This is a genomic window from Streptomyces aureus, assembly GCF_001418135.1.
Lineage (GTDB): Bacteria > Actinomycetota > Actinomycetes > Streptomycetales > Streptomycetaceae > Streptomyces > Streptomyces aureus_A.
Genome location: NZ_LIPQ01000141.1, coordinates 1 through 25,382, shown reverse-complemented (window position 1 = coordinate 25,382; position 25,382 = coordinate 1). Strand labels below are relative to the sequence as shown.

The 25,382-nt window shown below is 72.2% G+C and carries 18 protein-coding genes and 2 pseudogenes; 10 read left to right on the top strand and 10 right to left on the bottom strand.

What is annotated here, in order from left to right:
- The 5 genes and pseudogenes from AOK00_RS14160 to AOK00_RS14140 form a co-directional block, all read right to left on the bottom strand.
- A pseudogene (locus AOK00_RS14160) lies at nucleotides 1–314 on the bottom strand (condensation protein); the annotation flags it as partial.
- 62 nt (nucleotides 315–376) lie between these two features.
- Entirely contained in the window at nucleotides 377–4,693 is a 4,317-nt protein-coding gene (locus AOK00_RS14155; protein ID WP_055600667.1) for an alpha-(1->3)-arabinofuranosyltransferase domain-containing protein, read from the bottom strand.
- Between the two features lie 22 nt (nucleotides 4,694–4,715).
- Nucleotides 4,716–5,393 carry a class I SAM-dependent methyltransferase gene (locus AOK00_RS14150; protein WP_055600669.1) on the bottom strand — a complete coding sequence of 226 codons (678 nt, stop codon included), beginning with the start codon at nucleotides 5,391–5,393 and terminating at the stop codon, nucleotides 4,716–4,718.
- Between the two features lie 136 nt (nucleotides 5,394–5,529).
- Nucleotides 5,530–6,756, bottom strand: coding sequence for a glycosyltransferase family 4 protein (locus tag AOK00_RS14145; RefSeq protein ID WP_055600666.1), 1,227 nt, complete (start codon nucleotides 6,754–6,756; stop codon nucleotides 5,530–5,532).
- 340 nt (nucleotides 6,757–7,096) lie between these two features.
- Nucleotides 7,097–8,056 carry a DUF3068 domain-containing protein gene (locus AOK00_RS14140; protein ID WP_055600665.1) on the bottom strand — a complete coding sequence of 320 codons (960 nt, stop codon included), beginning with the start codon at nucleotides 8,054–8,056 and terminating at the stop codon, nucleotides 7,097–7,099.
- A gap of 237 nt (nucleotides 8,057–8,293) precedes the next feature.
- Here AOK00_RS14140 and AOK00_RS14135 point away from each other — a divergent pair, with 237 nt between their 5' ends.
- Nucleotides 8,294–8,476 (top strand): hypothetical protein, encoded by a 183-nt coding sequence (locus AOK00_RS14135; protein WP_055600668.1) that lies wholly within the window; start codon nucleotides 8,294–8,296, stop codon nucleotides 8,474–8,476.
- A gap of 75 nt (nucleotides 8,477–8,551) precedes the next feature.
- Nucleotides 8,552–9,739: a PucR family transcriptional regulator gene (locus AOK00_RS14130; protein WP_055600664.1), complete on the top strand. Its 1,188-nt coding sequence runs from the start codon at nucleotides 8,552–8,554 to the stop codon at nucleotides 9,737–9,739.
- 146 nt (nucleotides 9,740–9,885) lie between these two features.
- Here AOK00_RS14130 and AOK00_RS14125 read toward each other — a convergent pair whose 3' ends face one another.
- Entirely contained in the window at nucleotides 9,886–12,153 is a 2,268-nt protein-coding gene (locus tag AOK00_RS14125) for an MMPL family transporter (protein WP_055600663.1), read from the bottom strand.
- 175 nt (nucleotides 12,154–12,328) lie between these two features.
- Here AOK00_RS14125 and AOK00_RS14120 point away from each other — a divergent pair, with 175 nt between their 5' ends.
- Both AOK00_RS14120 and AOK00_RS14115 read left to right on the top strand, forming a co-directional pair.
- The gene (locus AOK00_RS14120; RefSeq protein ID WP_055600662.1) at nucleotides 12,329–13,501 is read left to right on the top strand and encodes a sensor histidine kinase; all 1,173 of its coding nucleotides are present in this window, start codon (nucleotides 12,329–12,331) and stop codon (nucleotides 13,499–13,501) included.
- Nucleotides 13,476–14,138, top strand: a complete 663-nt coding sequence (locus AOK00_RS14115) for a response regulator (protein WP_055600661.1) — start codon at nucleotides 13,476–13,478, stop codon at nucleotides 14,136–14,138. Before AOK00_RS14120 ends, AOK00_RS14115 begins: the two co-directional genes overlap by 26 nt.
- Before the next feature lie 504 nt (nucleotides 14,139–14,642).
- On the opposite strand, the pseudogene AOK00_RS37115 reads toward AOK00_RS14115, so the two are convergent.
- The 3 genes and pseudogenes from AOK00_RS37115 to AOK00_RS14105 form a co-directional block, all read right to left on the bottom strand.
- Nucleotides 14,643–14,912, bottom strand: a pseudogene (locus tag AOK00_RS37115) (SDR family oxidoreductase); the annotation flags it as partial.
- Nucleotides 14,913–15,158: 246 nt separating this feature from the next.
- Entirely contained in the window at nucleotides 15,159–15,995 is an 837-nt protein-coding gene (locus AOK00_RS14110; RefSeq protein ID WP_055600660.1) for a class II fructose-bisphosphate aldolase, read from the bottom strand.
- Between the two features lie 109 nt (nucleotides 15,996–16,104).
- On the bottom strand, nucleotides 16,105–17,055 hold the full coding sequence (locus AOK00_RS14105; protein WP_055600659.1) for an SIS domain-containing protein: 951 nt from the start codon (nucleotides 17,053–17,055) through the stop codon (nucleotides 16,105–16,107).
- A gap of 572 nt (nucleotides 17,056–17,627) precedes the next feature.
- Here AOK00_RS14105 and AOK00_RS14100 point away from each other — a divergent pair.
- Entirely contained in the window at nucleotides 17,628–18,428 is an 801-nt protein-coding gene (locus AOK00_RS14100) for a DeoR/GlpR family DNA-binding transcription regulator (protein WP_055600658.1), read from the top strand.
- Between the two features lie 259 nt (nucleotides 18,429–18,687).
- Here AOK00_RS14100 and AOK00_RS14095 read toward each other — a convergent pair whose 3' ends face one another.
- Nucleotides 18,688–20,688, bottom strand: coding sequence for a DUF2264 domain-containing protein (locus AOK00_RS14095; RefSeq protein WP_107097388.1), 2,001 nt, complete (start codon nucleotides 20,686–20,688; stop codon nucleotides 18,688–18,690).
- A 242-nt stretch (nucleotides 20,689–20,930) separates the two neighbouring features.
- On the opposite strand from AOK00_RS14095, the gene AOK00_RS14090 reads away from it, so the two are divergent.
- From AOK00_RS14090 to AOK00_RS14070, 5 genes are all read left to right on the top strand, one after another.
- Complete coding sequence (locus tag AOK00_RS14090; protein WP_055600657.1) at nucleotides 20,931–21,671, top strand: FadR/GntR family transcriptional regulator; 741 nt, start codon at nucleotides 20,931–20,933, stop codon at nucleotides 21,669–21,671.
- Nucleotides 21,672–21,800: 129 nt separating this feature from the next.
- The gene (locus AOK00_RS14085) at nucleotides 21,801–22,568 is read left to right on the top strand and encodes a (Fe-S)-binding protein (RefSeq protein ID WP_055600656.1); all 768 of its coding nucleotides are present in this window, start codon (nucleotides 21,801–21,803) and stop codon (nucleotides 22,566–22,568) included.
- Nucleotides 22,565–24,109 carry a LutB/LldF family L-lactate oxidation iron-sulfur protein gene (locus AOK00_RS14080; protein ID WP_055600655.1) on the top strand — a complete coding sequence of 515 codons (1,545 nt, stop codon included), beginning with the start codon at nucleotides 22,565–22,567 and terminating at the stop codon, nucleotides 24,107–24,109. Before AOK00_RS14085 ends, AOK00_RS14080 begins: the two co-directional genes overlap by 4 nt.
- Entirely contained in the window at nucleotides 24,106–24,735 is a 630-nt protein-coding gene (locus tag AOK00_RS14075; protein WP_055600654.1) for a LutC/YkgG family protein, read from the top strand. The genes AOK00_RS14080 and AOK00_RS14075 overlap by 4 nt, the downstream gene beginning before the upstream one ends.
- A gap of 147 nt (nucleotides 24,736–24,882) precedes the next feature.
- Nucleotides 24,883–25,257, top strand: a complete 375-nt coding sequence (locus AOK00_RS14070) for a hypothetical protein (protein WP_055600653.1) — start codon at nucleotides 24,883–24,885, stop codon at nucleotides 25,255–25,257.
- Nucleotides 25,258–25,382: the final 125 nt, after the last annotated feature.

Below are 25,382 nucleotides of genomic sequence, written 5' to 3'. Positions count from 1 at the left end.
GCGCGGGCCCGGGCCCGCGCCAGGGCGTCAGGCCCCGACCCCGCGAAACTCACCGGATCGTCGTCCGGCCGACCGGTCAGCTCCCAGGCGAAGGACCGCCGGTGCCCACGCCCGGGCACTTCTCGTGCCAGCACCCGGGGGTGGGTGAGCAGCGCCTGCCGGAACGCGTCCCGCAGCCGTACCGGGTCCAGCCTGCCGGGCAGATGGACCTCGATGTGTACGCTCTCCGGTTCGTCGTCACTGAGGCAGTGCCGGGACACCTCGTCGACGGTCGGAAAGGGAATCCGGACCCGGCCGGGAGGGGTGGCGGTCACCCTCCCGGCGGCGGTCTCCTTCTCGGGAGCGGTCCCCCTACTGGCCGCGGTCCACGGCTCGGTCACGAGGGGCCACCGCCCTCCGGCCGCCAGAGGGGCTGCTGGGGCCGGTGCCCGTCGCCGGTGCTTCGCGGCCTGGCCGTGACCACCGGTCCGGCTTCCGGCGCGGCGTAACCGCTGTCGCCTTGACGTCCGTCGCCTTCACGCCCGTCACCGTCCGCCCATCCGTCGTCGTCCCCGCGCCCGGCGGCCGCGGCCGCCGGGCGCACCGCCGTCACCAGCGCGGCGGACAGGGCGACCAGCGTGAGCACCTGCGCCAAGCCGCTGAACGCGCCGGACCCGTCGGCGACCGGATCGCCGGCGCCCAGGGCCGCGACGACGCCGGCGCCGCCCATCGCCACCGCCGCCGTCGGCACCAGCACACCCGGCCGGAACCGCGCGGCCACGGCGAGTACGGGCACGACCAGTGCCAGCGGCCCCGCCGCCACCGCGACGACCGCGGTCAGGACCAGCGTTCCGAGCAGCATCCCCGGTGCCGCCGGTTCGGGCAGCCTCTCGTCGGTGCCACCGTCGTCGCGCCGACGGCCCACGAAGGCCAGGGCGGCCAGGACGACGAGGGCGAGCGCACCGCCGACCAGGGCTGTCCGGTACGAACCGGAGGGCTCGAACTCCATGGTCACCGTGCCGGAGGCGCCGGCCGGGATCACCCAGGCCTGCTGCCAGCCGTCGAGGCGCACCGGCTCGAGGTCCGTGCCGTCCAGGGTGGCCTTCCAGCCGTCGTTGGCGTTCTCGTAGGTCCGCAGGTAGACGGCCTCGCCCGCGCCCGCCGACACCGAGACGGTCCGGCTGTCGTCGGCCCACCTGGTGACGGTGGCCTCACGGCCCGCCGCTCCGTCCATGGCCCGCGGGGTGCCGCGGGTCAGCGTGACGTCGGTGATCGCCAGCGGGCCCGCGTCACTCGCCTCCACCTCATGATCGCCGGAAGGAAGCTCCAGGGTGCCGTCCTTCTCCTCGCCCGCGCAGAGGGTGACGGTGACGGGGCGTCGCTCGGTGAGGTCCCGGACGAGCCCGGAGGCCTTCGTCTTGTGCAGGACACCGCCCACGGCGAGGTCCGGGCCCTCACCGCACGGCAGCGAGAAGCGGGCGGACGGCTTCGGCCGCGGCACCCGCAGGTCGGCCAGCGCGGGCACGTGCACCTCGCTCAGCCCGACGGGCAGCTGCAACTGCGCGCCCGCCACCGGGTTGTGGACGGTGAGCGGCGCGACCCTGGTGATGGTGATGTCGAGCCGGTTCGTCTCGATCGCCGGGAAGCGGACCCGCCCGTTCTCGTCCACGTCGGCCACCGCGGCGCCGTGCGGGGAGCTGATCATCACCTGCTCGGGCCGGGTGGACACCCCGCCCGCCGGTGCGAGGATGATCTCGTCGATCTTCTTCATCGCGGGCCAGCTCAGGTGGACGACCGGCCGGTCGCCCGCGATCCAGGCGGTCGTCAGATCGCCGTCGACCAGGTTGCGGGCGCCGAGTGACGTGCCGTTGCGGCTGGTGGAGTCCACGGTGGCGGTCAGCCGGTTCTTCGATCCGGGGGCCGAGCGGTCGAGCAGTCCGTCCAGCGCGCCGCCCGTTACGGCGACGGCTCGCGCCGACACCTCGTACTCGCCCGACTCCTTGGTGCTGAACCGCCGGTGCAGTCCGACCTCGACCGACGAGGGCGACAGGCCGCCCGCGTCGGTGCCGCGGTGCAGGGAGTACACGGTCGCCTCCGCGTCGGTGTTCTCCGCGTCGGCGGGCAGCTCCAGCAGGCGCGTCACCTGCACGTCCGGGATCGACACCTCGGAGAATCCGGCGCCGGAGAGTCCCGGGCGCGCCTGCTGCGCGGCAAGGACGGTGACCTTCATCCAGGAGGCCTCGCCGGCGGGAGCCTTGACGGTCTGCGGCAGGCCGTCCGTCCGCAGGGGGCTGTCGGCCGAACCGCGGTCGGTCTCGATCCGCACCTGGGTGGGCGCCGCGCGCATGGCGTCGCCCGGCAGGGGCGTCAGCCGGAGGGAGGCCGGGATGTCGGTCGGCCGGGAGAACTCCACCCGCAGCCACTGTCCGACCGGCTCGCCCGGGCTGCCCTCGGCCCACGCGGTGTCCGGGTTGCCGTCGAAGGCGTTCACCGGGTCGTACTGCGGCAGGTGGAACAGCCAGTTGCCGCTGCTGGAGGCCGTCACGGACCGGGCGCCGCGCAGCACCGCCGTCGTCTGGTGACCGGTGCCCTCCGACGGCAGGATCTGCTTGGGCTTCCGGCCCGGGTCCTGCAGGCTGCCGGAGTGATTGCGCTCGTCCGCGGTGTAGGTGTACGAGGTGTTGTTGTTGACCAGGCCGAACCGGGTGTCGGCCCGGCGCAGCCCGTCCGCGACCGCCTTCACCGGTGCGACGACGCCCTTGGGAAGCGTGTCCCCGGCCAGTACGGCCGGACGGCCGGTCATCGAGGGATCGGCGGAGAGCTGGAGCAGCGCCTCGGGTCCGCCACTGACCACGGCCGTGTCGGCCACGGCCGAGACACCGACCCTGCCGGGCCGCCCGGCGTCCTGGGGCTGGTAGATCTCCACGGCCTGGAGCCGCGGGTAGAGCCCCTGCACCTGGAGCGGGGTGCCGTCGGCGATGCGTCCGCCGGTCACCAGCGGGCCGAATCCGGTGATCTTGCGGTAGCCGGACGACTCCAGGGTCCGCTTGACCGTCTGCGGCGGGACGTAGCCGATCTGGTCGGGGTCGAGGTCGTTGCGGACGACCACCTCGTGCATGCCGGCCCGGGCGAGGTACGCCCGCAGGCCCGGGACCTCGGCGCCGGACAGCAGCGCCTGCTCGACGGCGTCCGTCATACGGCGTGCTCCGGGGGTGCCGAAGGGGACGAAGTCACGCTGTGCCCAGGGGGTCTCGGCCAGTACGTCGAACGGCTGGTCGATGGGGGAGCCCCAGGTGTGGATGCCGTGCGCCGTCGCGGGGACGACCAGGGCCCTGCTGTCCCGGGCGTTGTCCTTGAGCCAGCCGGCGGCCTTCTCCCAGTGGGTGGGCAGCTTGGTGAACGACCCGGGCTGGAGGATCGAGCCGTTGACGTACGGGAGCGCCAGACCGGGCAGTACGAGCACGGCCGCGGTCGCGGGAACCCAGCGGCGACCGCGGAGTGCGCGAGAGCCTCTGCTCTCGGGCAGCACGGCCGTCAGATGGGCGAGTCCGAGGACGAGCGCGAGGGCCAGTCCCGGCTGGAACTTGTAGATGTTGCGGAACGGCTTCAACGGCCCGTTCAGCCAGTCCTGGACGGCGCCGTGGAAGGGTCCGCCGAAGGATCCGGCGTACCCGGCGAGCGCGATCAGGACGACGGCCAGGACGGTCAGGAGCAGCCAGCGGCGCTCCGGCAGGTCCCGCCGTGCCAGGCCGGCGAGGCCGAGCGCCGCGGCGAACGCCGAGCCGAGGACGGTGACGACGGAGGTCGCGACGGTCCAGCCGGCGGGCAGCCATGCCTCACCGAAGTTCAGATAGGCCACCCAGTTGCCGGCGCCGCGCAGCAGCTCGGTCGCGGACATGGTGGCGGTGGTGGTGTCGGCCTGCTCGACGTACGGCATGAAGTTCTCGCCGTACGCGCCGAGCAGGAGCAGCGGCACCACCCACCACACGGTGGCGAGCACGACGCCCGGTATCCACCAGCCGAGCAGCGCGCGCCGGCGCCGGCCGGGCGGGCGGCTGAGGAGGTACAGCCCCACGGGCAGCAGCGCGGCCAGGGTCGAGGCGGCGTTCACGCCGCCCATGAAGGGGATCAGCAGGGCCGACCGGGCGGCGGCCTTCCGGGGGCTGTGGGCCGCGGAGGTCAGCGGCAGCAGCACCCAGGGCAGCAGGGCACCGGGCAGCGCGGCCGCGGAGGTCGAGCCGATGACGATCGTGAAGGTGGGCCACAGCGCGTAGGCCACGGCGCCGAGGATCCGGGACGCGGGCGTCCCCACGCGCAGCCGTTCGGCGAGCCGGAGCGCGCCCCAGAAGGCGGCGGTCACGATGACCGAGAGCCAGAGCCGTTCGGCCAGCCAGACCGGCACCTGCAGCAGGTCCATGAGGCCGTAGTAGGGGAGTGCCGGGAAGGCGTAGCCGACGTACTGGTTGGCTATTCCGCCGAGGCCGACGTTCCCGTTCCACAGCGACCCGAGGTCGCCGAGGAAGCGCCAGGGGTCGAGGGCGACGCCGAGTTTGGTCTCGAACGTCATCTTCCCCGGTGACACCGAGAGGAACGCCACCAGGACGAGGGCCCAGAAGCCGAACAGGAGGCGGCGTCCGCGCGGTTCGCCGGACGTTTCCGCCGGCGTCGGGCCGGGCTGCGGCACCCAGGTGGGCGCCTGGACCGTAGTGGTCATGACCGTTCCTCGCTTCGCATGCTCATGGGCTTCGCCTGAGAATCAGCAGCAGATTCCAGGTGGCGATCTCGCGGAGTCCCGGCACCCGGGTGATCGTGCTCGCGAGGAACGGCCAGTAGCGTGACCGCGCTGTCACGACCTGCACGTCGTCGCGACCGCGGACGTGCCGCAGGGTGGAACCGATGTGGACGGGGAAGAGGTTCTCCCCGAGCGTGTGCTTGGCCGCGCGGCCGGTGCGGCGTTCGTAGCGCGCGCGGGCCCGCTCCGCCCCGAGGTAGTGCCACGGTGCGGTCTCGTGACCTCCCCAGGGCGAGAGCCAGTTGGTGAACGACAGGTAGATCAGCCCGCCGGGGCGGGTGACCCGCGCCATCTCGCTGATGAACGTCTGCGGATCCGACACGTGTTCGAGCACGTTGGACGAGAAGCACACGTCCGCGACGCCGTCGGCGAGCGGCAGCAGGTAGCCATCGGCGAGGACCGCGTCCTCGGTGGTACGGCCGCGGGCGTTCAGCTCCCGAGGGTCGGGCTCGAAGAGGTAGCTCTGTGCGCCCCGGCGGCGGAACTCCTCGGTGAAGTGGCCGCTGCCGCCGCCGACGTCGACGACGATCGTGCCGGCCAGGTCGACATGGCGTGCCACCTGGGCGACCGAGTCACGGGCGAGCAGGGTGTAACACCGCTCGGGATCGCTGGGTTCGCGCATGAACGCCCGGAAGAGGGCGGCCGACCGCCTCAACGACGGGTCTTTGAAGCCGTGTTCGGCGGCGGCCGCCGATGGGTCCTCGAAGCCGAGTGCGGTGTCGTCGGCCGATGGAGCCCCGGCCTCGCGTTCGGTGGTCTCAGCCATGGACGCTCCTGCCGCGTCCGGGGGAGGCGGCGCGGGCCACGGCCTCGGCGGCGACGGCCTGGAACTGACGGACCGTCGCGCTCCAGCGGAAGCGCTTGGCGCGCAGCACCGCGGCACGCCCCATCGCCGCGCGCCGTTCGGCGCTCAGGGACAGGGCGCACCACGAGGCGGCGAACGAACTCTCGCCCCGGGCGAGCACCCCGGTCTCCCCGTCCTCGACGGAGTCGCGCAGGCCGGGTATGTCGAATCCGATCGCGGGGGTGGCCCGCGCGGCCGCCTCGGTGACGACCAGGCCCCAGCCCTCGACGAGGGAGGGGTGCAGCAGCAGCCACGCCTCGCACATCAGCCGGTGCTTCTCGGCTTCCGACACCCGGCCGGCGAACGTCACGGAGGGGCCTGCCATGGCTTCGAGCCGCTCCCGCTCGGGGCCTTCCCCCACGATGACGAGCCGGCCGCCGGTGACGGGGCGCACCCGCTCCCACAGCCGTAGGAGCAGGTCGACGCGCTTGTACTCCACCAGTCGGCCGACGGCCAGGAACAGCGGTTCCACCGCCTCGGGCAGTAGCGGGGCGGGCTCTTCGACGCCGTTGTTGACGATCCGGATGCGGTCCGGTGCCACGCCGATGGCGCGCAACTCGGCGGCGGTCGACTCGGAGACGGCCACCATCAGGTTGTCGCGATGGGTGCCGGCCAGTGCCCAGTGCTCCAGTCTGCGTCCGAGCCGTGCCGCCGGGCCCGGGTAGCGCATCTGCCAGAGATCGGTGTGTACGTGGTTGACCAGGCACAACGTGGGCCCGCGGTGCCACAGCGGCGCCAGGTACGGCATGCCGTTGCACACTTCGACCAGCAGGTCGCAGTCGCCGACCTCGCGGGCGAAGGTCGACCTGGCGTGCAGGAAGTGACTGGCGTCGCCTCCCGCGGAGACCACCCGGTAGTCGCGTGCGGCGGCCGGGCCTCCGCACACGAGCGTGACGTCGTGGCCGTCGGCGGTCAGACCGTCGGCTATCCGGTCGATGAGCAGTTCCGATCCGCCGGCGGCCCGGTTGGCCAGGTCGCGGCGGGCGAGGAAGGTGATCCGACGCGGCAGGTGCGCCCCGGGGGAGGCGGTGTGCGGGTCGAGGGCGAGCGCGTCGGTGACGTGGCTGCCGGTGCGTGCTTGAGCGGGGACGGAACGGGAGTCCATCTGGCCGGGGGCCAGAGCGGACGAGCGCTGGGGCATAGGGGGTGCTCCAACTCGGCGGCTGCGGGTGGGATGCGCATGGGGATACGCATGGGGATACGCATGAGGGTGTGCCGGGCTTCCGGGGATGAAGCGCTGGGCTGGCTCGTACGGGGTGCTGCGGGTACGGGTGCTGGTACGTCTGCTGCGGGTACGGGTACTGAGGGCACGGGTACTGCGGGTACGGGTGCTGCGGACACCGCGGTGGCAGGCAGCCGAGGGTGGCGGCCGGTTCAAGCGGAAACGTTGGCCTTACCGCGGGGTAACATCAGTGTTCGTTCAAGCATTCGTTCCGGCTACTCACGCCGATGACAATTTCGGGACTTTGGGCGGGCCCGTTCTACTCACTCTGTTGAGTGTCGCCCCGCCGGGGACCGCGGATCAGCAGCACGGCGCCGACGACCGCCAGCAGACCGCCCGCCGCGCCGCCCACGAGCGGCGCCGTCTCGCCGAGCAGCTCCAGCCGGCCGCTGTCGTCGGAGGCCAGGGCGACCTGCTCGCGCCGGGTCGCGTCCGTGAACTCCAACCCCTCACTGGCCAGCAGGGTGACCGCGTCCTTCTTCGAACCCGGGGCCCGCAGCGTCTTCTTCGGCGCGATCAGCGCGTTCATGATGCGGCCCGTGCGCTGGTCCACGGTCAGCTCGATCCTCGCGTTGGAGTACCACTCCTCCGCCAGGATCTGGCCTCCCTTCGAGCTGCCCACCAGCACGCCGGGCACCAGGCGGGTGCCGGTCGGAGTGGCCTCGACCTTGCCGACGAAGCGGTAGCCCTCGCGCCCGTCGACCTTCGCGACCTTCTCGAACTCCAGCGGCACCGTGGCACCCAAGGTGCTGTCCCACCAGGAGTAGGCGCGCTTCTCGACGTCGAACGGGAACTTCAGATAGGCCTCGCCCTCGAACTCGGGCTTCTCCTCGCAGCAGCGCACCGGCAGGTTCGTCCTGCGGTCGGTCACCCAGCGTTCGGTGGTCCACTGCAGGGATTTGCGCGGGTCGCCCAGCGCGAGCGTCTTCGGCGAGTCGATCTGGGTCGACACGTCCCAGATCGCGTTTCCGCTGCTCTCGCCCGCGGCGACGTCCCCCAGGACACGACGGGTGATCGTGAGCGTCTGGCCGTCCACCGCGGAGACGGACCCGGTGTCGAAGTAGCTGCCCCGACCACTGAAGACCGTCGTGGAGTCCACATCGGTCGGTGTGCGCTTGGCGCGCGGCTCCACGTACCAGACCAGCAGCTGGGTGAGCACCAGCAGGAAGACTCCGACACCCAGCAGAATCAGGGACAAAGGTGATATTGAACGACGCATACGGGTACTCCAATACGGGCGCGACGTGCGAGGGGCTCGTGGGCCGTGCGGGAAGGAGGCGCACACATGGGGTGCAGCCTGACCGGGGCGAGAATGCGTACCCGGGAGTAACAGTCCTGTGGCGGCGAAATTAGGCGGCTCTTGACCACCTGTCAATGCGCCTCTCATACTGGCGGCGCCGGACCGGGCCGGCGCGCTGGGTGACAGACCTCGATGACCGAGAGGCCGATCATCCCCATGCCCAGACTGCTTGCCGCCTTCCTGACCTGCGTCGCCGCCGCCCTCCTGGCCGCGGGCGCCGCCTTCGGAATCGTCACCGCTCTCGACGCCACACCCGAGCGGCGGAACGTGCCGCTCGTCACGTTCCCCGAACCGCCCGCGCACGACGCATCCGGCACAGCCGGCTCCGGCGCGGGCTAGGTTGGAACATGCCGAGCGCGTACGGACCGGACGCTCAGGAGCGGTGTGGTGGAAACGTCGTCAGCGTGGCACGACGTGCCACGAGAACGGATTCAGCAGTTCGCCGACCGAGCCCTGGAGCAGGTCCCCGAACTGGCCCAGGACATCCTCGCCGAGATCCGGCGAGAGTATCCGGGCCTGGTGCTCCTGCCCGACGAGTCCGGAGAACCGAAGGCCCTGGTGGCCATCCGGCACGCCCTCGAACTCTTCGTCGAACAGATGACCACGGGGTCGGACCGGCCGCGCGCCCTCCCGGAGCTGTTCCGTGACTTCGGGCGCGGCGAGGTCTCCCAAGGGCGCAGCCTGGACTCCTTGCAGGGGATCTACCGGCTGGGCGTCCGCCTCTCCTGGCGGCGCATGGCGGAGGTCGGCCAGCAGGTCGACATCCCGCCTTCGGCCATGTACGAACTGGCCGAGTCGGCGTTCGAGTACCTCGACGTCATGGTGGCCCAGTCGGTACGCGGCTACGCCGAAGCCGTCGCCCGCCAGGCAGGGGAGCGCCTGCGCCTGCAACGGCTGCTCGTCGATCTCCTGCTCACCGAACACCGCACGGATCCGACCGCCCTGCTCGCCGACCGCGCGGCCGTCCTGGGCTGGCAGCTGCCCGGGAAGGTGGCGGTGGCAGTGCTGCTCCGCCCTGCCCAGGAGGCCGTCGCCCCCGCCGTGGGCGACGAGATGCTGCTCGACATGGAGGGAGCGCAGCCGCGTCTGGTCGTCCCGGACCCCGACGCTCCGGGACGCGCGGAGCTTCTGGACCGGGCGGCGACCGGCTGGTCCGGGGCGATCGGCCCGTCGGTCCCGCTGGCGGAGGCCGTCACGTCACTGCGCTGGGCGGAGGCCGCCGTCGGGATGATCGAGCAGGGTCTGCTGCCACGAGGGCGGCTCCTGCACTGCGGCGAGCACGTCGAGGCCCTGGTGCTGCTGCCCGCGGGTGAGCTGATCGACGACCTGGCGCGGCGGCGGCTGGCGCAGCTGGACGAGGCCGGCGGCCCGGCGCACGCCCAACGACTCGCCGAGACGCTGCTGGCCTGGCTGGAAACGAGGGGTGGTGCTCCCGAGGTGGCCGCCCGGCTCGGAGTCCACCCGCAGACCGTGCGCTACCGCCTGAGGCAGCTCCGTGAGTTGTGGGGCGACGACCTGGACGATCCGGACCGCCGCTTCGAGCTGGAGCTGGCGCTCCGCACCCGGCGGCTGCGCGGCGATCTGGCCCCGCCGCCCGACTGACCTCGGGACGGCGAAGACGAAGCGGGGTGCCCGGGATCCCCTGCGCGAGGGGGTGGGCATCGCGACCGCATACCGCTACGGACACGAGGCCGTCGACGTGTTGGCGCCCCCGCGCCCACCCTGGCCGAGGCGAGACGCATCGCGTGTCAACGGTCGACCAGCCGTGGACGCGGGGCCTCACCCGTGGATTGCGCGTCGGTGTCATCGCCGACCGGGCCGCGGGGAAGCATCCGGTCCAGCCACTTCGGCAGCCACCAGTTGGACCGGCCGAGGAGTGTCATGGTCGCCGGTACCAGCACCATGCGTACGACCGTGGCGTCGATGAAGATCGCGGTGGCCAGGCCGAGCCCGAACATCTTGGTGGAGGGGTCCTCGGCGACGGCGAAGGACAGGAAGACCGCCACCATGATGAGGGCGGCCGAGGTGATGATCCGGGCGGTGCGCGAGACGCCCTCGACGATCGCCGTGCCGTTGTCGCCGGTGCGCAGGTACTCCTCGCGTACGCGGGAGAGGAGGAACACCTCGTAGTCCATCGACAGGCCGAACAGGATGGCGAAGAGGAACATCGGGATGAACGACACGATCGGAACCGTCGCTTCCAGCCCGATGAGCGCGCCTCCCCAGCCCCACTGGAAGACCGCGACCATGATGCCGTAGGCCGCGCCGATGCTCAGCAGATTCAGCAGTACCGCCTTGAGCGGTACGAGTACCGAGCGGAAGACCAGCATCAGCAGCAGGAACGACATCGCCAGCACGGCGGCGACGAACACCGGCAGGCGTTGGCTGGTGCGTTGGCCCACATCGGACAGGCTCGCGGCGGCCCCGCCGACGTGGGCCCTGGCCGGGCCCTGCCCGATCGCCGTGGGCAGCACGTCGGTGCGCAGCCGGGCGATGGTGTCGGCCGTGGCCTTGTCCTGAGGACTGGTGGTCGGGAACACCACCAGGGTCGCGATGCCGGTGGCCCGATCGATGCGCGGCGGAGTGACGGATGCGACGCCCGGATCCGCCGCGACCGTTGCGACGAGTCGGTCCAGCACTCCCGGATCACCGGTGGGGTCCGCGGCGATGACGAGGGGACCGTTGGTGCCCGGGCCGAACCCCTCGGCGACGAGGTCGTAGGCCCGGCGCTCGGTACGACTGTGGGGCAGTGAGCCGTCGTCGGGCAGGCCGACGCGCAGGCCGAGCACGGGCAGCGTCGCCGTCAGCAGCAGCCCCGCCGCGCCGACCGCGTACGGCACCGGGTGCCGGCCGACGTGCCCGAGCCAGCGCCGCCACCCGACGGCGTGGGCGGCGCCCGTCGCCGTGTCCCGCCGACGGCCGAGGCGGCCCGACCGCCCGGCCCGAAGCGCCCGGCCGATCCGGCCGGCCCGGCCCAGGCGTGGGCCCGCCGCGCCGAGGAAGGCCGGCAGCAGCGTCACCGACGCGAGCACCATGGTCAGGACGACGATCGAGACGGCGAGCCCGCCCACCGTCATGAACGGCACGTTGGCGACAGCCATGCCGAGGATCGACACGACGACGGTGCCGCCGGCGAAGACCACCGGCCGCCCCGCCGTGGCCACCGCTCGCCCCGCCGCCTCGTGCGGATCGAGCCCGCAGGCGAGGTACTCCCGGTGCCTGGCGAGCACGAACAGCGCGTAGTCGATGCCCACTCCGAGCCCGACCATGCTGCCCAGGACCGGTGCGAAGGTGGGGACCTCCGTCACCCCCGCCAGTACCGTCATCGTGGCGACCCCGACGGTCAGTCCGAAGACCGCCATGCCGATCGGCAGCGCGGCGGCGACGAGCGAACCGAACGCCAGGAACAGGATCGCCGCCGCGGCGGCGAGGCCGATCAGCTCGCTCACGCCGCCGTCCGGGTCGGAGAAGGCGTAGAAGAGGTTCCCGCCCATCTCGATGCGCAGGGGCAGTTCGGCGCGCAGCCGGTCGCCGAGATCGACGAGTGCGTCGAGGTCTTCGGCCGACAGCCGGCTCTGGTCGGGGTACTGCACCCGGACGACCGCGATCCGCCCGTCGGCCGAAACGAGGCCGCCGCGCACGGCGGTCTCCCCGCCCGCGTCGAGTGCCCCTGCCGGGTCGCTCGTGCCGAGCACGTGCGGCAGCCGCTTCACCTCGGTCTGCAGCCGCGCGAGAGCGGTACGCGCGCTGTCGTCGTCGAAGAACGTCGCACCGTCGTCGAGGGGCGTGACGACCACTTGGGCGGTCATCCCCTCCTGGCCGGTGCCGGCCCGCTCGATCAGTTCCGCGGCCCGCTGGGAGTCCAGTCCCGGAGCGGTCATCGAGTCCGCGGTCCGCCCGCCGAAGGCGACGGCGGCGAGGACGGCGAAGGTGGCGGCGACCAGCCATGCCGCGATCACCCGCCAGGGATGGCGGGCGGCGCCTGCGCCCAGGCGCAACAGGGCTTTCGAGAGCATCGGGTCCTCCAACCACCTCGTCGGCCGTCCTTGTACGGCCGCCGATGCCGAGGTTCGTCGCCACGGCGCTCCGCGGCATCGGCCCGCGAGCCGCGGATCCGTCGGCCCCGGGGCGGAGTGACGACCCGTCCTTTCGGCCGATGCGCGGCACGCCGCAGTCCCTAGGCTGAGAACCGTGCTCCGAGACGACCTGCGAACCCTGTGGACCGAACCCCGGCCGCCCGACGCGCCCGCCCGGGTGCGGCGGGACTGGGCGCTCCTCGCCGCGGGCCTTACCGGTGTGGCCCTGGAGGCCACCCTGCGCGAGAACGTCGAGTGGCGGCCGGTGGCGGTGGTGTTCGCCGTATGGCTGTGCCTGCTGCCCCTGTGGCGCCGGACCCGCCCGCTGGCGATGGTGACGCTGGCGTTCGGCTCGGTCATCCTGCTTCAGGTGGCCTCGCTCGTCGACGCACCGCGCGAGCCCGTCGGCCTGTACACCGGCGCGATCGTGCTCGTGCTGGTGTACGCGCTGCCCCGGTGGGGATCGGGACGCGAGATCGTGCTGGGCGGCGCGGTGATCCTCGCGGCCGGCGCGCTGTGTTCCGTCACGGACGCAACCCCTGTCGTCGAAAATGTCATGGGCTTCGTCTTCCTGCTGCTGCCCGGCGTGGTCGGGGCTGCCGTGCGGTTCCGGGGGACCGCTCGCGATCGGCAGTTGGAGCAGGTGCGCTCCCGCGAGCGCGAGCAGCTCGCCCGGGAACTGCACGACACGGTGGCCCACCACGTGTCGGCCATGGTGATCATCGCCCAGGCGGGCCGGGTGCTCGCGGGCACCGACCCGTCCGCCGCCGTCGAGGCGCTGGAGGGGGTCGAGGAGGAGGGGGCGCGCACGCTGGAGGAAATGCGCGCCATGGTCGCCGCGCTGCGCGACCGCGGGGTCGGCGCCGAGCTGGCGCCCCCTGCCGGAGTCGCGGATCTGGAGCGCCTGGTGCGCACCCCGGGTGGTCGCCTCAGGGTCGACCTGGGGCTCGACGGCGAACTGGACGCGCTGCCCCCGGCCGTGGACGCGGCCGTCTACCGGATCGTGCAGGAGTCGGTGACCAACGCGCTGCGCCATGCGGTCGACGCGACCGACCTCGTCGTCCGGGTCGCCGCGGAACGGCACACGGTACGGGTGAGCGTGCGCGACAACGGCCGGCGCACCGGCCGGGGCCGCGACGGATACGGACTTACCGGATTGCGCGAGCGCGCGACGCTGCTCGGCGGCACACTACGAGCCGGCCCGGGTACCGACCGGGGCTGGCATGTCGACGCCGAACTGCCGAGAGCGAGGAGCGAGAGCGGTGTCCATTCGCGTCCTCGTCGCTGACGACCAGACGATCATCCGCACCGGGTTGCGGATCATGCTGAACGCCCAGCCCGGCATCGAGGTGGTCGGCGAGGCCGCCGACGGGCGGGAGGCGGTACGTCTGGCCCGCGAACTGCGCCCCGAAGTCTGCCTGTTCGACATCCGCATGCCCGTACTCGACGGGCTCGACGCCACCCGGCTGGTCGCCGGCCCCGGCGTCGCCGACCCGTTGGCCGTGGTCGTCATCACCACGTTCGACCTCGACGAGTACGTCTACGGCGCGCTGCGTGCCGGTGCCCGCGGATTCCTCCTCAAGGACACGGGACCAGACCTTCTAGCCCAGGCCGTACGGTCGGCGTCCGGCGGTGAGGCACTCATTGCGCCCAGCGTCACCGTCCGTCTGCTCCAGGCGTTCGCGGACCTGCCCGCCGGCCGGCCCGCGGCCCAGCCGGTCTCCCCCGTCACCGCCCGCGAGGAGCAGGTGCTCCTCGCCGTCGCCCGCGGGCTGACCAACACCGAGATCGCCGACGCGCTGCACATCAGCCTCAGCACGGTGAAGACGCATCTGGCCAGCCTCATGGCCAAACTCGGCGCCCGCAACCGGGTCGAGATCGCGATGTGGGCCTACGAGACGCGCCGTATCCTCCCCGGAACCTGAGCCGGGTGCCGGACCATCTCCCGTGAGTCCCCGCCCGGACATCAGTGCGCCGGTCGGCTCACGTCGGCTTCACGCGCCTCACGTGCCCCAGAGCGTGACGGGCACGTCCTCGTTCGCCTGCCGACACGAGACTCTCCGGTGCTGGTCCGGTGCTGGTCCGGTGCCGGCTTCGGAGGGGTAGCGGCGGAAGTGGAATGGGCGGCACGCCGCATGCGTGCTACCCGTTCCGGTCGGGGTCGAACGCGGTACCCACCACGGGGCCGCAGCTCGCGGTGCGTCACGAGCTCGGGTGGGTCACCACTCGGCGAAGGAACCGTCCGCCCGGCGCCAGACGGGATTGCGCCAGCGATGGCCCAGTTCCGCGGCCCGTTCGACGGCCTTCTCGTCGACCGTGCGCGCGGCCCTCGACGACCGGTTCGCCCCAGCCGGTGATGCCCTGGTCGGTGTCGATCCGCAGGAAGCACCAGAGTGGTGCGACGCGGTGGGTGCGCGAGGACGTGATCTTCACTTGGACTCCTTCGTGACGGACCAGCCGCCGTCGACGACGAGTTCGGTCCCGGTGATGTACGAGGCGCCGTCGGATGCCAGGAACGCGACGGCCGACGCCACTTCCTCGGCGACGCCGAGCCTGCCGAGCGCGGTGGCCCGGGCGGAAAGCCGCCGGTCGTCGTCGCTCACCCGGTCCCAGGACTCGGTGAGGATCGGTCCCGGCAGGACGGAGTTGAAGCGGACCTCGGACCCGTGTTCGACGGCGAGTTGCCGGATCAGGGCGACTCCCCCTCATGCTTCTGAAGATTGGAATAACGGCCTGCGTGCGATCGGCTTCCTCCGGACTCGTACGAAGGACGGACAGCATGGCCAGCCGCCCCCCGCAGGAGATCATCGTCCGCGCGACACGACCTCCACGACGCCGAACGGCGCCGCCGGCAGAGTCATGCCCGTCGCCTGACGTAGGACCGACCGACACGAACAGAGGGCCCGGCCGCATGAGCGGCCGGGCCCTTCCGTTCGGTCTGCTCGTCAGCGTCCGGCGAGCACGCCGAGCAGCCGTTCGACCTCGGCGGCCACCACCTCGCGGGCCGGTCCCATGTATGTGCGGGGGTCGGCGACGGTCGGGGCCTCTGCCAGCCGCTCCCGGATCGTTCGGGTGAAGAGCTGGTTGAGGTGGGTGGAGATGTTCACCTTCGTCATGCCGGCGGCGACGGCCTTCGCGAGGTCCTCGTCGCCGACGCCGGAGGACCCGTGCAGGACCAGCGGTATGCCGAGGGTGTCCCGGAGCCGGGTGATGAGGTCCAGGTCGAGGACGGCGTCGCGGGTGAGCATGGCGTGCGAGCTGCCCACGGCGACGGCCAGAGCGTCGACGGCGGTCGCGGCGGCGAAGGCGCGGGCCTCCTCGGGGTCCGTGCGGACACCGGGGGCATGCGCGCCGTCCTTGCCACCGACCTCGCCGAGCTCGGCCTCGACCCAGACGTCGGCCCGGTGGCAGTAGTCCGTGATCATGCGGGTGGCGGCCACGTTCGCCCCGTACGGGTGCCTGGACGCGTCGAACATCACCGAGGTGAAGCCGAGCGCGACGGCCTCGTGCACGAGCTCGGCCGTCTCGGCGTGATCCAGGTGGACGGCGACGGGCACGGAGGCGGCACGGGCGAGGGCCAGCGACGCGGCCGCGATCGGGGCGAGGGCTCCGTGGTAACGGGCGGTGTTCTCGCTGATCTGCAAAATGACGGGGAGCCCGGCTCGTTCGGCTCCCGCGACGATGGCTTCGGCGTGCTCGATCTGGACGACGTTGAAGGCGCCGACGCCGCGGTTGCCGGCGGACGCGGGACCGACGATGTCATCGGTGGGGGTGAGGGGCATGAGGGTTCTCCACAGAGCGGTGGGGCGCCGTCCGTGGACGGCATCGGCCGCGGCGGGGGCCGGAGTGAGGCCTCCGGGCCCTGCCGGGTTCGGGAGGAAGGTGCCGCGCTTACGCGGGGGAGTCCTGGAGGATGACGGAGCGCGTCAGGTTCCGCGGCGTGTCCGGGTTCTGACCGCTCGCCAGGGCGAGGTGCACGGCCAGCCGCTGGGCGATCACCAGGTCGGCGAGGGGGTCGAGACCGTCGCCCGTGTCCCCGGAGGCGGAGACGAAGTGCCCGCCGACGCGGGCGATGTCATCGGCGAGTCCCTGCGGTGCGGCGCCGAAGAGCCAGGCGACGCGGCCGGGGCTGGTGATGCTGATGGGGCCGTGCCGGTACTCCATGGCCGGGTACGCCTCGGTCCACGCGCCGGCCGCCTCACGCATCTTCAGGGCGGCTTCCTGGGCGAGGCCGTAGGTCCAGCCGGTGCCGAGGAACGTGAACTGCTCGGCATCGGTCACGTCGGGGCCGAGGGGCACCTCAAGGGCCCGTCGGACGTCCCGAACCGCCTGGGCGACCGGACGGACGCCCGGGGGCAGGGCGCCCGCAGCCTCCAGGTGGGCACGGAGCAGGACCAGCACGGTGGTGGCGAACCGGGTCTGGACCACCGACTCCTCGTCGGCGAAGTCGAGCACCGCCACCGCGTCGGCGGCGGTCATGACGGGGGTGTTCGGGTCCGCCGTGATCGCGCCCGTGGGCACGGCGCCCCGCACTCGGCCGAGCAGGTCGAGGACCTCCGTGGTCGTGCCGGACCGGCTGATGGCGAGGACCCGGTCGTACCGGCGCCCGTGCGGGAACTCGGAGGCGGCGAAGGCGTCGGTCTCGCCGTGGCCCCCGGCCTCGCGCAGCTGTGCGTACGCGTGTGCCATGAACCAGGAGGTGCCGCAGCCCACCACGGCCACGCGCTCACCGCGCCGGGGCAGTGCCGGGGCGAAGTCGTCGACGGACTCGACGGTGCGCTGCCAGACCGCCGGCTGGGAGTCGATCTCGATCGACGTGCGGGTGGTTTCGAAGGTGGTCACGCGGGTTCCTTCTTCCTGGGCCTACGAGGCGACGAGGGCGATGTCAGCTCATGGTGTTCTACGCGCATGGCAAGCGTCAATACTTGCTCACAGAGTGCTAATTTCGAGCATTAATGAGCATCAGTCAATCTGTTGATCGACGGCTGCCGAGACCGCCCGTACCGGTGCGCGCCGCATGAGCGGCTGCGACGGCGGAGGCCGAGGCCGCCGTTTCGAGGTCACCTGTGCCGCCATGCGCGCACGGGTCTCGACGGTCTTGGTCGTCCGGTCCGCGGGAACCGGAGCTCGCTACAGGCGCCGGGCGGAGGGGTAATGGCTTCGAGTCTTGTGACCTGACCATGAGCGTGCCTGATTCTGCATTTTTATTGTCTGTACTGAGCAAATAAATGCAGTCGGGATGAGCGAAGTGTCTTCGGTATCGGCCGTAGAGTCCAGGGGGTGACGTGCCCAGACCCTGCTGGCGTGCGGAGATCGCCCCAGGCGCGGCGTGCGTGAAAGCTGCGGGGCTACGATCGCTTTCGCGCATCCCGCGAGGGAGCGAAGGAGTCCGGAGACCCAGAAGGATGTGACGCATGTCCAAGCAGGCGCGATGGAGCAAGCTGCTGGAGCTGCTCTCGGTCGACGGCAAGCTGGACGTGGAGGAGGCGGCCGCCGCGGTCGCCGTGTCGCCCGCGACCATCCGGCGGGACCTCGATGAGCTGGCCGAGCAGAAGCTCCTCGTCCGCACGCGCGGCGGAGCGATGGCGCACGGCGTCTCGTACGAACTGCCGCTGCGCTACAAGTCCTCGCGGCGCACGTCCGAGAAGCAGCGGATCGCGCAGGCCGTGGCCGAGCTCCTGGGAGAGGGTGACGTCGTCGGACTCAACGGGGGCACCACCACGACGGAGGTGGCCCGGACTCTGGCGCTCCGTGCCGGCAGCGGTGCGGGCGAGCGGAACGAAGGCCTCGCCGCGCCGCGGTTCACGGTGGTGACCAATGCCCTCAACATCGCCGGCGAGCTGGCCGTACGCCCGCAGTTCAAGATCGTGGTCACCGGTGGTGTGGCCCGTCCGCAGACGTACGAGCTGGTGGGCCCGCTCACCGAAGGCGTGCTGAACCAGGTGGTGCTCGACGTCGCGGTTCTCGGCGTCGACGGCGTGGACCCCCAGCTCGGAGTGATGACCAGGCACGAGGACGAGGCGGGCATCAGTCGGCTCTTCGCCGAGCGGGCCAGGAAGGTCGTCCTCGCGACGGATTCCACCAAGGTGGGGCAGCGGGCGTTCGCGCGCATCTGCGGTCTCGACCGCGTCGACGTCCTGGTCACCGACGTGGGCCTGGCCCCGGACATGGCGGCGCGCTTCGCCGAGGCGGGCGTCGAGGTCGTCACGGTCTGACACCGCCGCCCTGCGGCCCTGCCCCGCGCCGGCCGCACGGAGTTCTCCGTCGCGCCCCGCCTCCGCCACCGACGGAGGCGGGGCGCGACGCGTTTCGCGGGCTTCCGGTCCGACCCTCGCGGAAACCGTGCGGGATCAGGTCGTCGTGCGGATCGTTGCTGCCGAGCTCCTTTCGCCTCCGAGTGCGCTGCGGTGCGGAACTCCCGGGCCGCCGCGTCGAGGGGATCGCGGCGGGCCCCGCGTCCTGTTTCCGGACGGCCTACGCCGTCACCACGACCGGCTGCTCGCCGGGCGAGACCCTCGCATAGCGGACGAGTCCGGTGAGCCGGGTCCCGCCGAGCTCCGGATCGTGCGCCGCCTCCTCCCCGAGCGCGACCAGCACCCAGGTGCCGTCGGGGAGGCGAGCGGTCACCGTCGTTCCGTCGACGGCGCAACGCACGCCGCCGAGCTCCTCGGGCCCTGCCCCGGTGAGGCCGACGAGCGCCACATGGACCGTCCGCTTCTCGCCGCGTTCCGCCGTCGCGTACGGAACAGCGGCGAACGGCGCGAACGCGCTGGTGTTCTCGCTCGTCACCACCGCCACGTCCTCGTGCCCGCTCAACGACTGGAACAGGCTGGTGAGTCCGGAGTCGGTGACGGCCCGCGCGCACAGGCCTGCGGTGGCGTGCCGGGGCGACCGGGCGCCGGCCACCTGCCAGCCGCTGTCGTACAGCCGCATACCGGCCGGCGCGTCGACGAGATGGGCCCGCAGCTCCCACGCCCCCCGCACGACGCTGGCCGTCTCGATCCGTGTCTCGTGCCCTGCGGAACCGCCTGGGGCGCCGGGCCAGAAGGGGCGGTGCCAGGAGGCCGCGTAATGGTCGACGACGCGCAGCCGGTGGATGCGGGTACGGACCGACAGTCCGTGAACGGGATCCCACAGTCCGGCGTGGTTGTCGTCGCCCGCCGGTCCGGACGCGCTCAGCACCGGCCCGGTGGCGGTCGAGTAGGCGAACCGTGCGTAGTGCGGGTCGGAGGGCACGGCTCCGGGGATCTGGTTGTCACTGCCGTGGTTCACCAGCCGCGCGAGACCGTCGGCCCGCGTCGTCGAGACGAGGAACCCGGGAGCGGCCAGGGCGCGCACCTCGTCCCGCCGTTCGACGGGGAGCGGCTCCTCCGTCGCGGTCCAGCACGGATGGTCGGCAGGCAGCAGCAGCCCGAGGAATCCCTTGGAGAGCCAGTACGGGGAACCGGGCCCCGAGTACGCCTGCACCATGGGAGGGAAGGGCCCGTACCAGCCGAGCGTGGGGATGCCCTGAGCGTCACGGAAGCCCCGGTCGACGAAGTGCTTCAGAGCGCCGCTTGCGAGTCGCCTGGTCAGCCCGGGGCTGAGGGGGGTCGCGTCGGCGAGCGCACCGACCCAGGGGGCGGTGGCCGCGGCGAACCGGTACGTCAGCGAGCGCCCTTGGTGGACGGGCGCGCCGTCGGCGGCGAAGAACAGGGCGAAATCCTCCAGGAAGCGGCGCAGCCGCGTCCGCAGCACCGGCAGGCGCGCGGCTCCGCGCTCCCCGGCCATCTGTGCCCACAACACCGGGTAGTGGTGCATGGCCCAGCCGCAGTAGTGGTCGAAACAGTCCGCGGTCCGGGGATCGCCGCCGTCCCGGTACCAGCCGTCCCCCACATGGAACTCCTCGATGCGCGCGAGGTCGGCGTCCATCTCGTCCCTGTCGTGCGGGGCCCCCGCGAGCGCGAGGAACTCGCCGACGATCACCCGGAACATGTGCCAGTTGTTGTCCGGGATCACCAGCCCCCAGACGCCCTGGAGCCAGTCCACCACCTGTTCCCGTACCCGCGACGGCAGCCGGTCCCAGAGCCAGGGCCTCGTCAGGTGCAGCCCCAGGGCGAGGGAGCAGGCCTCGACGAGGGTCTGGCGGCAGGTCGCGTCGATCGCCGGCCACGCGTCCGGGTGGCCGGGGTCCGTGCCGGCCGCGATGCCTTCGGCGTACGCGTCGAGCAGACCTGCCGGCGCCTCCCCGCCGGAGCCCGCGACACGGTAGGCGAGCAGGAGGAATGTCCGGGCGAAGCCCTCGAGTTCGTCCGAGCTCCGGCCGGAGGACGACGGTCGACCGGGCAGCACGACGCGCGCACCGGACGGCGACGCGAACCTGTGGGCGTCGGTCAGCATCTGGTCCGCGACGGCCAGCCAGTGGGACCGGTCGTACCCGGTGAACGGGGAACGGGATCGGTCCTCCATCGGGAGAGCTGGTCTGGACATCACCATGAGAGGCTCCTGTTTATCGCACAAGACATGCGCAGATATGTGTGTCCGGAGTCTAGAAACTGCAGCTGGGATCAATCCAGTAGTTCGTGGGGTCGCTCCGGCGGCAGACCACGGAGCAGGCCGGCGGACGGCCACGGTGTCCGCCGGCCTGCTCCGTGCCACCACGTCCTTCCCTTCGGTCGGACCATAATGAGGAAGGAGCAAGGGGTGTGTGGCCCCGTCGGCGAGATGGGGAGGTGCCCGTGACGGCCCAATGGCGACCGGTGCGGCAGTCACGGACGCACGAGCTGGTCCTGGAGACCATCGAGCAGCAGCTGCTCACGGGGCAGCTCAAGGCGGGTGACCGGCTGCCGCCGGAGCGTGAGCTGGCGGCGGCGCTCGGGGTGAGCCGGTCCGCGCTGCGTGAGGCGTTGCGGGTGCTGGAGACGATCGGGGTGCTCGTCGCCCAGGTCGGCCGCGGGCCGGACGCGGGCGCCCGGATCGTCCGGGAACCCGACGACGCCCTGGGACGCGTCCTCCGGCTGCACCTGGCCCTCGGCAGCTACGGCCTGGAGGACGTGCTGGAAGCCCGTGTGGTGCTTGAGCGGTCCAGCGTCGAGGCGGCGGCGCGGGCCGGACGGACCGAGGACTTCGAGGCGGCGGAGGAGCTGCTGGCCGGGATGGCCGGGGCGGAGGCGGACGCGGAGCGGTTCAACGAGCTGGACACCGCCTTCCACGTGCTGCTCGCCCGCAGCTCGGGGAACCACCTGGTGTCGACGCTCACCTCCGCCGTACGGGAGTCCGTACGTGCCCTGATCCTCGGCGCCGAGCGGAACCTCGACGACTGGCCGGGGACCGCCCGGAAACTCAACGCCGACCACGCGGAGCTGCTGCGCCTGATCGGCGCGGGTGAGGGCGCCGCGGCGGCCGACCTCGTCGAGCGGCACATCCGGGGCTTCCACGGCGCCTTCGTCTCGTCGCGCCCGGAGGACGCGGACCACTGACCGCCAGAGGTCGATCGGTGGGGGAGCGGCGAAGAAACTAAGGTCCGACCATACTGTGGTCCGCTCTTGGCGCGCGAGGTCGACCCACGTATGGTCGGACCGCAAGCCACCTCGGCCCCGGAGGAAGTCATGCGCATCGGCCTCTTCGCCACCTGTCTCGGGGACACCCTGTTCCCCGACGCGGTCCGGGCGACCGCGCTGCTGGTCGCACGCCTGGGCCACGAGATCGTCTTCCCGCCCGACCAGACCTGCTGCGGGCAGATGCACGTCAACACCGGCTACCAGCGCGAGCCCGTCCCCCTGGTGAGGAACTTCGCGGAGCAGTTCGGTGACGCGTCCATCGACGCCGTCGTCATGCCCTCGGGCTCCTGCGTCGGCTGCGTGCGCCACCAGCACCCGCTCGTCGCGGACCGGTACGGCGACGCCGCGCTGCGGTCCGGGGTCGCCGCGGTGCGGGACAAGACGTACGAGCTGTCGGAGTTCCTGGTCGACGTCCTCGACGCCACCGACGTCGGCGCCTACTTCCCGCACCGCGTCACCTACCACCCCACGTGCCACTCCCTGCGGATGCTGGGGGTCGGCGACAAGCCGCTCCGGCTGCTGCGCGCGGTGGAGGGCATCGACCTCGTCGAGCTCCCCGAGGCGGACGCCTGCTGCGGATTCGGCGGCACCTTCGCCGTCAAGAACGCCGCCACGTCCACCGCCATGCTGCGCGACAAACTCGACCACATCGCGTCGACGGACGCCGCCGTCTGCACCGCCGGCGACTCCTCGTGCCTCATGCACATCGGCGGCGGCCTGTCCCGGATCCGCTCCGGTACACGCACCCTCCACCTCGCCGAGATCCTCGCCGCCACCCGCACCGCGCCGTACGTACCGCTGGAGACCACACGATGAGCAGCACCTTCCTCGGCATGCCCGCGGCCCCGCCCCGATCTCCGTACGGGGCGGGAAACCTGCGGGGCGAGCGGACGTTCCCCGAGGCCGCCGCGCACGAGCTCGGCAACGACCAGCTGCGCGCCAATCTCCACCGAGCCACCCGGACCATCCGCGCCAAACGGCTCGCCGTCACCGCCGAGCTCCCCGACTGGGAGGAGCTGCGCGCCGCCGGCGCCGCCGTCAAGAACGAGGCGATGGGCCGGCTGCCGGAACTCCTGGAGCAGCTGGAGGCCAAGGTCACCGAGGCCGGCGGCACCGTGCACTGGGCGCGGGACGCGGCGGAGGCGAACGCCCTGGTGACCGAACTCGTCGCGGCCACCGGCAGCCGCGAGGTGATCAAGGTCAAGTCGATGGCCACCCAGGAGATCGGGCTCAACGAGCACCTGGAGAGCCAGGGCATCACCGCCCACGAGACCGACCTCGCCGAACTCATCGTGCAGCTCGCCGACGACCGGCCCTCCCACATCCTGGTCCCCGCCATCCACCGCAACCGCGAGGAGATCCGCCGCATCTTCCTCGAACGGATCCCCGGAGTCGACCCCGGCCTCGACTCCGTCCCCGCCGAACTGGCCGCCGCAGCGCGCGCCTACCTGCGGGAGAAGTTCATGAGCGTCCCTGTCGCGGTCTCGGGAGCCAACTTCGGGATCGCCGAGACCGGGACCCTGTCGGTGGTCGAGTCCGAGGGCAACGGCCGCATGTGCCTGACCCTCCCCAGGACGCTGATCACCGTCATGGGCATCGAGAAGGTCCTGCCCCGCTACGCAGACCTGGAGGTGTTCCTCCAGCTCCTGCCCCGTTCGTCGACCGGCGAGCGGATGAACCCGTACACGACCCTGTGGACCGGGGTCACCCCGGGCGACGGACCGCAGGACTTCCACCTCGTCCTCCTCGACAACGGCCGCACCGCAGCCCTCGCCGACCCCATCGGCCGCGAAGCCCTCAACTGCATCCGCTGCTCGGCCTGTCTGAACGTCTGCCCGGTGTACGAGCGGGTCGGTGGCCACGCGTACGGCTCCACCTACCCGGGGCCCATCGGGGCCGTCCTCACCCCCCAGCTCGCCGGCACCCACGCGGCGAAGAACGACCCCAATGCCTCGCTCCCGTACGCCTCGACCCTCTGCGGCGCCTGCTACGACGCCTGCCCGGTCAAGATCGACATCCCGTCGCTGCTGGTGGAGCTCCGCCACCAGACCACCGAACGCACCGGCCGCAGCGCGGAACGGCTCGCCATGAAGGCGGCCGCCGCCGTCATGGGCCGTCCGAAGCTCTACACGACGGCCCAGCGGGCCGCCGCCATCGGACGGATCGCCGCAGGCCGCGACGGGAAGATCTCCCACCTGCCGCCCCCGCTCGGCGGCTGGACCGAAAGCCGCGACATCACCGCCCCGCCCCGCCGGACCTTCCGCGCCTGGTACGCCTCCCAGGAGGGCCGGGACGCCCTCGCGGCCGCGGCCGCCGAGCACCCCGCGGACACCGAAATGCCCGAGGAGGAACGATGAACGCCCGAGAGACCGTCCTGGGCCGGGTTCGCGACGCGCTCGCCCTCGCCCCCCGTCCCGCCGTCGCCGTATCCCGCGACTACCGGAGGGGGCGCGGCCTGCCCGACCCGGAACGCCTCGACCTCCTCGTCGACCGCCTCGTCGACTACAAGGCGCAGGTGCGCACCTGCACGGCGACCGAGACCTCGGCGACCCTCGCCGAGATGCTCGCCGGACTCGGCGCCCGCCGGGTCGGCATTCCCGCCGGCCTCGACCGCACCTGGCTCTCCGACTGGACCGGCGACCTCGTCGAGGACCGCCCCGACGTGCCGGCCCCGTCCCTGGCGGAGCTCGACGCGGTGGTGACGGCCTCGGCGGTGACCTGCGCCGAGACCGGCACGATCTTCCTCGACGGCTCCCACGACCAGGGCCGCCGTGCGCTCACCCTCGTCCCCGACGTCCACGTCTGCGTCGTGGACCTCTCCCAGGTGACCGCAGGGATCCCGGAAGCCATGGAGCGCCTGGTGCCGGAACGCCCGACGACCCTCATCAGCGGCCCGTCGGCCACCTCCGACATCGAACTGGAACGGGTGGAGGGCGTCCATGGCCCCCGCACCCTCGTCGTCGTCATCCGCACCGACCGCTGAGGGCCCAGCCGTGTTGATTCCGCTCGTTCGAAGGGGCACGTCGATCACCCTCACGCCGGAATCCGGTGCGACGGGCCGGATCCCGTGCGTTGTGTGGGACGCCGACCACGGGGGCAGACGCGTCCCGAAGAGCGAAGGAGCGGCACCATGACGGACAACCCGTGGGCCTACAGTGCGACCTGTGGCCATCTGCCAGGGACCGATCTGACCGGATGGGACGTCGAAGCGACCGACGGTCACGTCGGAACGGTGGCCGAGCACTCCGACGAGGCAGGTGACGCCCATCTCGTCGTGGACGCCGGAACGTGGATCTTCGGCGAGCTGCTCATTCCCGCCGGCGCGGTCGCCGAAGTCGACACGGAACGCCGCACCCTTCACCTGTCCCTGACCAAGGATCAGGTCAAGGACGCCCCGCCGTTTCTCTCCGACCGGCATCTGGCCGACCGGCAGTACCGGGAGGACGTCGCGGCCTACTACCGGATGGCCGTCGCCTCGTGCGAGGGCGGCTCCGGCGGCCTGTGACGCCTGCGGCCCCAGCAGCCCGCCGGGGCCGAACTCGCCGGAGCGTCCCCCGCCTGACGGCCGGCGCCAGGTGCGCGAACGCCTCCCGGTCCGCTCCGAAGAGACGGAGCGGACCGGGAGGCGTT